General features: G+C 68.9%; 12 protein-coding genes. 6 read left to right on the top strand and 6 right to left on the bottom strand.

Translation table 11 applies throughout. The annotated features are described in order from the left end of the window. Nucleotides 1–6 precede the first annotated feature (6 nt). On the bottom strand, nt 7–777 hold the full coding sequence (locus tag DAERI_RS07010) for a DUF554 domain-containing protein (protein WP_103128727.1): 771 nt from the start codon (nt 775–777) through the stop codon (nt 7–9). A 485-nt stretch (nt 778–1,262) separates the two neighbouring features. After that, entirely contained in the window at nt 1,263–1,679 is a 417-nt protein-coding gene (locus tag DAERI_RS07005) for a GNAT family N-acetyltransferase (RefSeq protein ID WP_103128726.1), read from the bottom strand. A gap of 79 nt (nt 1,680–1,758) precedes the next feature. Here DAERI_RS07005 and DAERI_RS07000 point away from each other — a divergent pair, with 79 nt between their 5' ends. Next, nucleotides 1,759–2,871 (top strand): NADH:flavin oxidoreductase/NADH oxidase, encoded by a 1,113-nt coding sequence (locus DAERI_RS07000; RefSeq protein ID WP_103128725.1) that lies wholly within the window; start codon nt 1,759–1,761, stop codon nt 2,869–2,871. Between the two features lie 153 nt (nt 2,872–3,024). On the opposite strand, the gene DAERI_RS06995 is transcribed toward DAERI_RS07000, so the two are convergent. The 3 genes from DAERI_RS06995 to DAERI_RS06985 all read right to left on the bottom strand — a co-directional run bounded on the left by DAERI_RS06995 (nt 3,025) and on the right by DAERI_RS06985 (nt 7,181). Then, nucleotides 3,025–3,729 (bottom strand): ABC transporter ATP-binding protein, encoded by a 705-nt coding sequence (locus tag DAERI_RS06995; protein ID WP_103128724.1) that lies wholly within the window; start codon nt 3,727–3,729, stop codon nt 3,025–3,027. 34 nt (nt 3,730–3,763) lie between these two features. After that, nucleotides 3,764–5,731: a tetratricopeptide repeat protein gene (locus DAERI_RS06990; protein ID WP_369689450.1), complete on the bottom strand. Its 1,968-nt coding sequence runs from the start codon at nt 5,729–5,731 to the stop codon at nt 3,764–3,766. A gap of 142 nt (nt 5,732–5,873) precedes the next feature. Further along, nucleotides 5,874–7,181, bottom strand: coding sequence for a S8 family serine peptidase (locus tag DAERI_RS06985; protein ID WP_103128722.1), 1,308 nt, complete (start codon nt 7,179–7,181; stop codon nt 5,874–5,876). A 261-nt stretch (nt 7,182–7,442) separates the two neighbouring features. On the opposite strand from DAERI_RS06985, the gene DAERI_RS06980 reads away from it, so the two are divergent. After that, the gene (locus tag DAERI_RS06980; protein WP_103128721.1) at nt 7,443–8,135 is read left to right on the top strand and encodes a Crp/Fnr family transcriptional regulator; all 693 of its coding nucleotides are present in this window, start codon (nt 7,443–7,445) and stop codon (nt 8,133–8,135) included. 147 nt (nt 8,136–8,282) lie between these two features. On the opposite strand, the gene DAERI_RS06975 is transcribed toward DAERI_RS06980, so the two are convergent. Then, nucleotides 8,283–9,470 (bottom strand): class I SAM-dependent rRNA methyltransferase, encoded by a 1,188-nt coding sequence (locus DAERI_RS06975; RefSeq protein WP_165794113.1) that lies wholly within the window; start codon nt 9,468–9,470, stop codon nt 8,283–8,285. A gap of 59 nt (nt 9,471–9,529) precedes the next feature. On the opposite strand from DAERI_RS06975, the gene DAERI_RS06970 reads away from it, so the two are divergent. From DAERI_RS06970 to DAERI_RS06955, 4 genes are read left to right on the top strand one after another with little or no spacing between them, the layout of a single operon-like run. Continuing rightward, the gene (locus tag DAERI_RS06970) at nt 9,530–10,234 is read left to right on the top strand and encodes an SDR family oxidoreductase (RefSeq protein WP_103128720.1); all 705 of its coding nucleotides are present in this window, start codon (nt 9,530–9,532) and stop codon (nt 10,232–10,234) included. Continuing rightward, on the top strand, nt 10,231–10,749 hold the full coding sequence (locus DAERI_RS06965; protein WP_103128719.1) for a hypothetical protein: 519 nt from the start codon (nt 10,231–10,233) through the stop codon (nt 10,747–10,749). The genes DAERI_RS06970 and DAERI_RS06965 overlap by 4 nt, the downstream gene beginning before the upstream one ends. Before the next feature lie 12 nt (nt 10,750–10,761). Continuing rightward, nucleotides 10,762–11,106: an inorganic diphosphatase gene (locus DAERI_RS06960; RefSeq protein ID WP_103128718.1), complete on the top strand. Its 345-nt coding sequence runs from the start codon at nt 10,762–10,764 to the stop codon at nt 11,104–11,106. 9 nt (nt 11,107–11,115) lie between these two features. Continuing rightward, on the top strand, nt 11,116–11,817 hold the full coding sequence (locus tag DAERI_RS06955) for an SDR family oxidoreductase (protein ID WP_103128717.1): 702 nt from the start codon (nt 11,116–11,118) through the stop codon (nt 11,815–11,817).

Genomic DNA, 11,817 nt, shown 5'->3' with positions numbered 1-11,817 from the left:
GGACCCCTACAACCTTCCCGCCACCCACAGCACGAGCGGGGCCAGCAGCAGCGCGGGGAGCAGGCTGCCGACGCGCACCCGGCGGTCCTCCCAGCCCAGGCCCCCCAGCATCAGGTTCCACGCGATGCCCACGATGGTCAGCCCGCCCGTCCCCGTGACGAGAAGGACGTAGGGGTTGGTCTTGAGCACCCCCGGGTCCGCCCCGCCCAGCAGGCCCGAGGCGAAGGCCCCCGCCGCCAGGCTGATTCCCCCCTGAAGCAGCAGCACCGTGAGGGCGCTGAAGCCCACCCCAATTCCGTAGGCCCCCGCCAGCGCGAGCGAGGCGATCCCGTCCAGCGTGCTCTTGAGGACGTAGGTGGACGAGTCCCCGGTCAGGCCGTTCTGAATGCCTCCCACCACCGTCATCGGCCCGATGCAGAAGAGCAGGCTGGCCGCCACGAAGCCCTCGGTGAAGCGGCCCCCGCCCCGGAAGCGCCGCCTCAGTGTCTCGCCCAGGCGCGCGAGGCCCTCCTCGATGCCCAGCGCCTCGCCGATCACCGCCCCCAGCGCGAGGGCGATCAGGGCCAGGATCACGCCGGGAATGGGGCCGCCCGTCACCCGGTTCAGGTTGCCCGCCATGTCGAGCCCGATGAAGAGGGTCACCAGCGAGAGGGTCTGGAGGAGGGTGCGCTGGGTGCGCTCGGGGAGGCGTCCGCCGAGGGTGAGGCCCAGTACGGTGCCGATGAGGACGGTGGTGACGTTGATCAGGGTGCCGGAGAGTTGGGCGAGGAGGCTCATTGGGGTTTACGGTAGCGTCCATGGGATGGGGCTTGCTGCGGGTTGGCCCACCCCCAGCCCCCTCCCCCCAGAGGGGGCGACGACTCCGCCGCGCGGGGCGGCCCGCGCGTTGACGCTCAGTCCACTCACGTGTCTCTCTTCTCGGTGGAGGGGGAGCGGCGCTGCGCTGGGCAAGGGGCCCGTTCGCTGCGCCTGTGGCCGCTACTCTCCGCGCGCAAGGTTTGATCTTGCTGCATCCTGAGCTACGGGCCCACCGTCTCGCTGCGCGAGCAAGGCGGGGTGAAGGCCGTGCGCGAGCCCGTCGAGGGGTGGGAATAGGCCGTCCACAACTGACGGTTTTGAAAGAGCTAAAGCTTTGGCGCTGTTGCTCCTCCCCCCTTGCGGGGGAGGCTGGGAGGGGGGAGGCAAGCATAGCTGGGCGCCGCAGGGGGAAAACCGCAGGCCACGAGAGGCACCTGCTGCACCCTCTTAACATCCCCTCCTTCCTAACTGGGACTTGTGGGTGACTCCCCGCTTTGCCGGGCGTAGTTTCGCAGCACCATTGCATTGGCCCTCCGAAAGTCCAGGCGTTCGTAAAAGGGCACGAGGTTGTAGTCGCAGCTCAGGTCCACGGCATACAGGTGGCCAAGTTGGGCGAGCAGGTGCCGGATGAGCGCCGAGCCGATGCCTCTTCCCCGGTGGGTGGCGTGAACTTCCAGCATGGGGATAAAGGCCGTGAGGACCCCGTCGCTGATGGCCTGGGCGATGCCCACCACCCGCCCATCCTCAACGGCCAGTGAAATTCGGTACGACGCGGCGAGGAGACGGTGCAGCGTTTCTGGGCGCGGCGGGTTCGGCCAGCCCTCGAAGAAGCCCTGCAACTGCTCCGGCCGGGTGCCCTCCAGATGGTCACGCAGTTCCATGGCCGCAGTTTCCCCCCTCGCTCCTCATGAAGCGTCCGCCATCTGGCGCGGGGGGTGGCCGCTGGCTAGATTCGGTGGCATGACGCAGACGGCCTCCTCCACCCCCACCGGCGAGGGAACACCCTCCCCGCTGCTCTTCACGCCGCTGAAACTGCGGGGCCTGACCCTGCCCAACCGTGCCGTCGTGTCGCCCATGTGCATGTACAGCGCCCAGGGTGGAATGGCGAACGATTTTCACCTCACCCACCTGGGGCAGTTCGCGCTGGGCGGCGCGGGGCTGATCTTCACCGAGGCCACGGCCGTTTCGCCCGAGGGCCGCATCAGCCCCGAGGACCTGGGGCTGTGGGCCGACGAGCAGATCGTGCCGCTGGGGCACATCACCGACTTCGTTCACCGCTACGGCGGGCTGATCGGCGTGCAACTCGCGCACGCGGGCCGCAAGGCGAGCACCTACGCCCCGTGGCGCGGGCGCGGCGTGGTGCCGCCCGAGGCGGGGGGGTGGCAGGTGATCGGCCCGACCGAGGACCCCTACAACGCCGTTTTCCCGCACCCCGTCGGCATGACGGTGGACGACATCCGGCGCGTCACCTCCGACTTTGCGGCGGCGGCCCGGCGGGCACAGATCGCGGGCTTCGACGTGATTGAGATCCACGCCGCGCACGGTTACCTGCTGCACCAATTCCTCTCGCCGCTGGCGAACACCCGCACCGACGAGTACGGCGGCGCCTTCGAGAACCGGGTCCGTTTCCTGCTGGAGGTCGTGCGCGCGGTCCGGGCGGTATGGCCCATGCACCTCCCGCTCTTCGTGCGCGTCAGCGCGACCGACTGGGCCCCCGGGGGCTGGGACGTGGACCAGACCGTGGCCCTCGCGGGCCTGCTGCGCTTTGAGGGGGTGGACGTGCTCGACGTGAGCAGTGGCGGCCTGACCCCCGCCCAGCAGATCACCCCCGGGCCGCTGTACCAGGTGCCCTTCGCGGCCCGCGTCCGGCAGGAGGTGCCCGACCTCCGGGTGATGGCCGTCGGCATGATCGACACGCCCGCCCAGGCCGAGGAGGTCCTGGCGGAGGGGAGCGCCGACCTGATCGCCCTGGCCCGCGCCTTCCTGCGCGACCCCCACTGGCCCCAGCGCGCGGCGCGCGAATTCGGCCTGACGCCCACCCTGCCCGACGTGTACGCGCGGGCGGGGTGGTGAGGGAGGAAGGCCAGGGCATTGGACGAAGGAACCGGGTCATGCTGAGCGAAGCGAAGCATCCCACAGCGTCAACTGAGGGACCCCTCGCTTCGCTCAGGGTGACACGTCTTCTGTCTGGTGCTCCAGTGCTTGCTGGCGGCAAAGAACTGTGGGCTAACGGCTGACTGCTTCCTCCACAATCCGCCCGTCCAGCAGGTGCAGCGCCCGGTCGGTCTGCTCGGCCAGGCGCTCCTCGTGGGTAACGAGGAGTACGCCCGCCCGCTCCTCGCGGGCAAGGTCCAGCAGCAGGCCCGCGACGACCTCCGCGTTGGCCCGGTCCAGGCTGCCGGTGGGCTCATCGGCGAGAACCACCGCGGGGCGGGTGATCAGCGCGCGGGCGACGGCGACGCGCTGACGCTCACCGCCGCTGAGCACGCGCGGCAACTCCCGCCCGCGTCCGGCCAGGCCCACCCGGGCGAGGAGTCCCCGCGCCCGCTCCGTCTCGTCCCGCCCGGTGAGCAGGGCGGGCACGAGGATGTTCTGTTCCACCGTCAGGTCCTCCAGCAGGTAGTGGTGCTGGAAGACCAGCCCGACCCGGCCCGCCCGCCGCCGCGCCCGCGCCTGGGTGCCGAGCAGGTCCACCCGCTCGCCCGCCCACCACACCTCGCCCTGCTGCGGGGTGTCCAGCCCGCCCAGCAGGTGCAGCAGGGTGCTCTTGCCGCTGCCGCTGGGGCCGGTGACGGCGACAACCTCGCCCGCGCCAACCTCCAGGCTGACCCCGTGCAGCACCACCGTCTCCCCGAAGCCGTGGCGCAGGTTCCGGGCGGAAAGTGCGGTCGCGGTGAGGGCCGCGGTGGGCGCGGGGGCGCGGGTCGTCACGCGGGGCACTGTAGCGCAGCCCGTCTGCTCCCGCTCAGGGCGAGGGGACAGCGGGTTTAGCCCTGGCAGCGCTTTCTGCCTCGGCGCGCATCAGGCGGGGGAAGTCTTCCCGGGTAAAGACCCGCACGGCGGCCTCCACAACCTCGGGGTCGAACTGGGTGCCGGCCTGCCGCCGCAGCTCCGCCAGCGCGTCGCCCTGGGTCCACGCCTGCTTGTAGGGCCGCTCGCTCGTCAGGGCGTCGAACACGTCCGCGACCGACACGATGCGCCCGGTCACCGGGATGTTGTGCCCGGCCTTGCCCAGCGGGTAGCCGCCGCCGTCCCAACGCTCGTGGTGCGAGAGGGCGATCTCCTCGGCCATGCGGAGCAGGCGCGAGTGCCCGCCCGAGAGAATGCGCGCGCCGATCAGGGTATGCGCCTTCATGCGCTCCTGCTCCTCGGGGGTAAATTTCCCCGGCTTGAGCAGGATGGCGTCAGGAATGCCGATCTTGCCCACGTCGTGGAGCCGCGCCGCGATTCGCAGCAGGGCCACGTCCCCCTCGGGCAGGCCCAGCTCGCGCGCGATGAGGGCGCTGACATGCCCCACCCGCCAGGTATGCTCGCCCGTCAGGTCGTCGCGGTACTCGGCCGCCACCGCCAGCCGGGTGACGATCTCGACCTGCGCCTGCTCCAGCTCGTGGGTGCGCTCCCGGACCAGGGCCTCGGCCTCCTCGCGCGCCGTCTCGGCCATCTCGCGTTGCAGGCGCTGCACCTCGGCCTCGTGGCGGGCGCGCTCCACGTCGAACTGCGCGCTCAGCTCGCGCGTCTTCTTGTCACTCTCCTCGTTGAACAGCGCCCGCTCGGCCTCGTGGTACTGCTCGTGGTGGTGCAGTGCCCGCTCGAAATCGCCCGCCCGCTTGTACACGCCTGCCAGGGCGCGGTGGGCCTCGTACACGGTCTTCTTGTGGTCGGCCTCCCGCGCCAGCGTCAGCGCCCGCTCCAGCGAGGCGAGGGCGGCGGGAAAGTCCCCCAGCTCCGCCTGCACCTGTCCCAGGTGGTTGAGGGCGTCGAGTTCGCCCTCCAGGTCCTCGATCTCCTGGGCGATGGCGGCGGCCTCGGCGTGGGCGGCGGCGGCCTCATGCAACTGACCGCGCTGAGCAAGAATATTGCCCAGGCCATCGAGGGCAGAAACCTCACCGGGACGGTATTGAATCTCGCGGGAGATGTTAAGGGCATCTCGGAAGGCAGGCTCTGCGTCGATGTAGCTTCCGGCTTGGTTTCGTGCTACGCCAATGTTCAAGGTTGCTGTTAACACCGTTAGGCGATCGTTGCGCTGATCTGCTAAGCGCAGGGCTTCCTGAAAGTGAGGAATTGATTTCAAAGGCTCATTCATATATAAGTATAGATGGCCTAGGTTAAGCAGTATTATTCCTTGTGTAAATTCACCGTGCCCACCGTCTCTCAATATTCTGTGAGCATGAGTTAAATTTGAGAGTGCATCTGAGTAATTGCCTAGACTTGTATGTAGGATGCCTATATTAGCGAGGACGTTTGCTGTTTGCGACTCGTTATTTAGAGCTTCGTGAATCTTAAGTGATTTTTCGAGAAATGATAGGGATAATAAATAGTTACCGTTTCTGTGATGCACTCCTGCCATCAAATTAAGGACTTGTGCTTTTATAAGACCATCTTCTTGAATTAACTCAAGTGCTAGATGAAGATGTTTTTCTGCTGAGGATATTTCTCCCAACTTGAGTTGGATACGCCCAAGAGCCTCTAAAGCCTCCCCTTGTCCCTTTCGGTCAAAAGCGATTTGAAAACCTAGTAAGGATTTTTGTAGGTATTGCAAGGCAAGTTCATTATCGCCACGCTCTGAATGAGCTAGGCCCTGAACAAGTTGAGCTCGTGCAGCGCCGTTTAGATAGGTGCCGCTTGCCAGCTCGTTGGCTGTTTGAGCAAGCTCCAGTACGCGGGCATCGTCCGTCTTCAGGAGCGCAAACGCCGCCTCATTCAACGAGTCCACCCTCGCCCGGAGGTCTGCATCACCAACGCTTCCCGTACCGTCGAGGGTCTCTGACACGCGCCCATGTTTTCCCTTCGGGGCTTTCCGCGCTCTTACAAGGGCGAGGACGGGGAACTCTCCCCGTCCTCGCTCCTCCTGGTGCTCAGTACCTGATGGTGCTTTTGAGGAACAGTTCCAGGTCCAGGCGCCGCTTGCCCAGCTTGTCCTTGTACGCGGAGTTCAAGCCGCTGCTATACAGGTCGAAGCCGTTCTCGGCCATTTTCCTGGTGACATCCTTGATGTCCACTGCCAGCGTCTGACCGAGGGCCAGCGCCAGACCTCCGGCCGCCATGGGCGCGGCCATCGAGGTGCCGCTCCAGGCCACCAGCAGGTTGCCGGGACCCGCCGCGAAGATGTTCTCGCCAGGGGCGCTGAGTTCGAGGTCGGGGGAATAGTTGGAGAACGAGGACTTGAGGTTAAGGCTGTTGACGCTGCCCACGCTGAGGCTGCGCTCGCCCAACGGCCCCTTGTCGTCGGCCGTTACCGCCGGGTAGGTGATGGTGGGCGTGTTGTCGTTGCCCGCCGAGGACACGACGAGAACACCAGCGGTCGTGGCCGCCTGGATGGCGCTTTGCACGGCGTCTGACTTGGTGGTGCTGCCCAAGCTCAGGTTGATAACCCTCGCCTTCTGGGCAACGGCGTACTTGATGGCGTTGGCGACCTGAAGGGTATCGCCTTCACCATTTGGACCCAGGACGCGCAGGGGCAGGATCGTGGCCTTGGGGGCGACCTGCAAGATAATACTGGCAACCGCTGTGCCGTGGCCGTAGCCGCCGACGCCGAGTATGCCTTCCTCCTGCGGCAGGTTGTCGTTGCCGTAGAAGTCCTTCCACTCGGTAGACGGTGCCAGCGCCCCCGCGAAGGCCGGGTGGTTCAGGTCGATCCCCGTGTCGATCACGGCGACCTTCACGCCCGCGGCAAGGTTAGGTGCGAGTTTTTGGGCGTTCTCCAGCTTGATCTGTTGGAGGGATTGAGTGTTCTGGACGAGGGGCGCGTATTGACCACCCATCCAGATGCTACGTGATCCACCAGCCCACGCCTGCCACTCACCACCCATCCAGATACTCCGGCTTCCCGCCATCAACGCCAATGCCCCTCCCTGGAACTGGTTGAGGTTGGGTTCGGCGACAGGGCCGTCGCCCAGCGCCTGGGCACGCAGGTTCTGGGTCTTCGCCGCCGCCTGATCGAGCCCCAGGACGGCGTATCCCTCCTGGGTGTTCAGCTCCACGACCTTGCCGCCGTAGCGCCCCTCCAGCTCCTGCGTCGTGTCCTGCGCCGTAACAGGGACCTGGAGGATGTAGGCGGGACGGTACGCCTGCGCCGCTGGCGTCCCCGGCGACTGCGAACACCCCGCGATCAGCGCCGCCGTACACAGGCCGAGGGCGCCCTGAACGAGACTTCTTGGCTTCATGCTGCTCCTTTCGGGGAGGAGGCAGGTCAGCCTGGCGCGGCGTGACCTACCCTCCCCGAGCCATGTTCGGCGGTCAGATTTGAATACTTTCTTACATCTGGGGGTTCTCCCCCCAATGTCTGAGGGAACCCCCCCCATCGCCGTCCCCCTGTCTGCTGCTCAGCCGGGAAGAGGCCCGGAACTCTGGGCACGGCACGCGGCCGCCCCGTCGTGGCCCCCGTCCCATATGACGGCCCATACCAGGCGCTAGCATGCGCCCCGATGGCCCATCTGGACGATCTGAAACTCTCCCCCCTCTTCCAGAACGTCCCGGAGGAGGCCCTGCATGAGGCGCTGAAGGTGGTGACCGAGCGGAGCTTCGCGCCGGGCGAACTCCTCGTGGCGCAGGACGACCCGGGCGAGGCGCTGCACCTGATCACGTCGGGGGCGGTGCGGGTCAGCCGCGTCAGCCTGGGCAGCCGCGAGCGGGTGCTGGGCGACCTCTACGCCCCCGGGGTCGTGGGCGAGACCGCCGTGCTGGCCCGCCAGGACCGCAGCGCGTCGGTGCGGGCGCTCACCCCGGTCCGCACGCTGATGCTGCACCGCGAGCACTTCGAACTCATCCTGCGCCGCCATCCCGGCGTGCTGTGGAACCTCGCCGAGATGCTCGCCCGGCGGGTCACCCTGCTCAACGATGAACTCATCGCCTTCGGGCAGAACACCGAGGCCGCGCTCGCCCACGTGTTCTCCAGCCTGTACGCGCAGCGCGTGGCGGCGGGCGTACCCCACCCCGAGGTGCTGCCGCTGGGCACGGCGGACATCATGGCCCGCACGAGCAGCAGCCGCGAGACGGTTTCAAGAGTCCTGAAGAAGCTGGAGGCGCAGGGCGTCGTGCGGGCCGCGGCCCAGACGGTGACCCTGCTGAGCCCCGGAGCGTTGGAGGAAGTCTCGCTGGAGGCGGCGGAGTCGGAGTAAGGGGGCGCGGGGAAAAGCCCCTCATACCGACTGGCGGCGATGGAAGACCTTACGGCGCTTTCCCGGATGGTCTGGAATCAGAGCCAGTCGGTCTTCTTTGCCACTCGCGCCGCTCGCCCCTCGTCTTCGACTCACCGCAAGTTCGTATCACCCCTCCTTGCGCAGCAGGATGCTCTTCAGGTAGAGGCTCTCGGGCACGCTGAGCAGGTGGGGATGGTCGGCGGGCTGGTAGGTCACGGCCACAACCTCCGCGTCGCACTCGGCCTCGCCCGCCGCCACGCGGGCCGCGTCGAGCAGGTCGTCCACCCGGATGTAGTGGGCGCAGGTGCTGATGAGCAGGTGCCCGCCCGGGCGCAGCATCCGCAGGGCGCGGGCCGCCCCATCGGTAAAGATGCGCTTGGCGCGCGGCACGTCCTCCTTGCGCTTGGCGAGGGTGGGCGGGTCGAGGACCGCCGCGCCGAAGGTGCGCTTTTCCCGCTCCAGCGCCGTCAGCGTCTCCAGCGCGTCGCCCCAGCGCACGCCGACATTCACGCCGTTCTCGCGCGCCTCGCGTTCCAGCACGCCGAGGGCTTTCTCATCCTTGTCGAGCGCGACGGGTTTCGCCCCCGCCCGCGCCGCGTGGAGGCTGAATCCGCCCGTGTACGAGTACACGTCCAGGAAACCCTCGCCCGGCGTCGCCAGCGAGCGCATCAGGCGGCGGTTGTCGCGCTGGTCGAGGAAGAAGCCCGTCTTCTGGGCGTCGAAGGGGCCAAAGTGCAGGGTCAGGTCGTCCTCGAAGAAGGTCACGCGCCCCGGCACGTCGCCCCACAGCGCACCCGTCCGCAGCTCCAGGCCCTCGCGGCGGCGCTCGCCCGTGTCGCTGCGCTCGAAGGCGGAGGCCGCGCCCGTCTCCTCGCGCAGCGCCCGCAGGATCAGGTCGCGGTGGCGCTCGGCGCCCGCGTTGCGGAGCTGCACGCCCAGCACGTCCCCGAAGCGGTCGGCGACCACGCCCGGCAGCCCGTCCGCCTCGGCGTACACCGCGCGCACCCCGTCCGTCCCGGTGATGCGGCCCGCCCGCCGCGCCAGGGCCACCCGCACCCGCGAGCGGTAGAAGTCCAGGTTGATGTCCTCGCGGTTCCAGGTCAGCATCCGCAGGGGGGTCGCGCCCTGCGGGTTGAAGTAGCCGCGCCCGATCACCGCCCCGTCCGGCGCCCGGACCTCCACCACGTCGCCCGGCGTGATGCCCGGCGCCGCCTCCGCGATGTCCCCCGCGTGGCCGAAGGGGTAGCGCCCGGCGACGCGCCGCACTGCCCCCGCCTTCAGCGTCACGCCCGCCAGCCTGCTCGCCCTCGTCATCCGTGCAGGGTAGCGCGGCTGTCAGAGTTTCGTGGGACGGCCGCTGCTACCTTTCCCGCGTGGCGGAGGAAACCCTCGTGGGCCGGGTGGTCGCGGTGACCGGGGCGAGCCGGGGCATCGGACGCGCCGTCGTCGAGGCGCTGCTTGCCCGGGGCGCGCGGGTGGTCGCCGGGGCGAGGAACGTGGAAGGTCTGGAGGGGGCGGAGGTTCATCCCCTGGACGTGACCGACGAGGCCAGCGTGAGTGCGTTCGCGGGGGTGGCCGTGCGCGCCGGGGTGGACACGCTGGTGAACAACGCCGGGGTCGGCTCCTTCGCCCCCGTTGAGGAGATCACCGTGGCCGAGTACCGCCGCGTGATGGACACGAACGTGCTCGGAACGCTCCTCGTGACCCGCGCCCTGATCCCTCATTTCCGCGGGCGGCACGCGCGGGGCGAGGGGTCGCAGGTCGTGAACGTCACGAGCGACGTGTCGGACCGGACTTTCCCGAACGGCGCCCTCTACACCGCCAGCAAGCACGCGGGGCGGGCCGTCACCCGGGCGCTCGCCTTCGAGGGGCAGGCGTACGGCCTGCGCGTCACCGAGGTCCGCCCGGGGAGGGTGGACACCACCTTTGGGGGCAGGGTTCGCGGCGAGGCCGACCGCGCCGCCCGGTTGCCCCCCGCCGACGTGGCCGCCGCTGTCATGTACGCCCTTTCCGCCCCTCCCCATGCCCGCATTGACGAAGTGGTGCTCCATCCCGTAACCCAGGAGGTCGTGTTTTGAACCGCACATTGCTCACCGGACTCGCCGCTGCCCTGACCCTCTCCGCGTGCGGCGTGATCCCCACCCCGCCCGTCAACATCCCCGACGTGACCCTGGACCTCCAGTCCAGCGCCGCCTCGCGGGGCCGGGTCATCTACGTGCGCCAGGATGCCTTCGGGGGCGCGTCCATCCCCAAGATCCTCCAGGGCCTCAGCATCTCCGGCGACGCGAGGTACACGGCGCTGACCGGCAACCTGAGCGAGGTGGCCGTGTACGTGCGGACCAGCATGCCCCCCGGCTGCCAGGACCTCACCGCCGATGTCGCGGCCTGCGACCCGGCGGGGGAGAGCGCCCAGGCCATCGGGACCATCTCGCTCCAGCCGGGGGCGAGCAAGGGCTTCACCCTCTCCGGCCCGGCGCTCGACGAGGCGGGCAGGGCCGGGCACGGCTACTTCGGGGTGCGGGCGGTGCGCGGGGACAGCCTGACGGGCGAACAGCTCCGCCTGACGAGCATGAAGGCCCGCGCGAGGTTCTGAGCGGCCCGGGCCGTGAAACCTGACCTGACCCCATTCCTGGGGCAGACCGTCCGCGTGGTGGTGGACCGCCCGCTGGGAAGCGTCCACCCCCGTTGGCCGGACCTGGTGTACCCGGTGAACTACGGCGAGGTGCCCGGCACGCTGGGCGGCGACGGCCAGCCCATAGACGCCTACCTCCTCGGCTGGGAGGTGCCCGTGCGCGAGGCGGAGGGCGTGGTCACGGCGGTCATCCTGCGTGAGGACGACGTGGAGGACAAGCTCATCGTCGTCCGCCCGGGCCCGCGCCCGTCGGATGCAGAGATCATGAAGGCCATTTGGTTTCAGGAACAGCATTTCCGGTCGCGCCTGGTGCGTTAGCCTCCGCGAATGACGGATTCGGCAAGACCCGTGACGCTCATCACCGGGGCGGCGGGCGGGATCGGCGCGGCGCTCGCGCGGGCGCTGGCGGGCACGCACGACCTCATCCTCCAGGGGCGGGACGAGGGGCGGCTCTCGGCGTTGTGTTCCGAGGTGGGCGGTGCCAGGCCCCTCGTGCTGGATCTCACCCGGCCCGGGACGTTCGGGGAAGCGGTGGCGGGGCTGGGCCGCGTGACGAACGTGGTCCACAACGCGGGCGTCGTCGAACTCGGCGCGGTGGCCGAACAGCCGCCCGAGGTCTGGACGCACACCCTCGCGGTGAACGTGGTCGCCCCCGCCGCCCTGACCAGAGTTCTCCTGCCCACGGTGCGGGCGGAACGCGGCACCCTCGTCTTTGTCAACAGCGGGGCGGGGCTGCGGGCCAACCCCGGCTGGGCGAGCTACGCGGCGAGCAAGTTCGCCCTGCGGGCATTGGCCGACGCGCTCAGGGACGAGGAGGCCCCGCACGGGGTCCGCGTCTCCACCGTGTACCCGGGCCGCACCGCCACCCCCATGCAGCAGAAGGTCCGCGCGCAGGAGGGCGGGGAGTACGACCCGGCAGACTTTATTGACCCCGCGACGGTCGCCGCCACCATTCGCTTCGTGCTGGACGCCCCCCGCGACGCCACCCTCCCGGACGTGAGCGTGCGTCCCGGCCCCCGGGGAGCGTGA

Origin of the sequence: Deinococcus aerius, from assembly GCF_002897375.1 — a bacterium.
GTDB lineage: Bacteria > Deinococcota > Deinococci > Deinococcales > Deinococcaceae > Deinococcus > Deinococcus aerius.
Note: the sequence above shows the minus strand (reverse complement) of the source record. Positions and strands in the feature narration are given on the sequence as shown.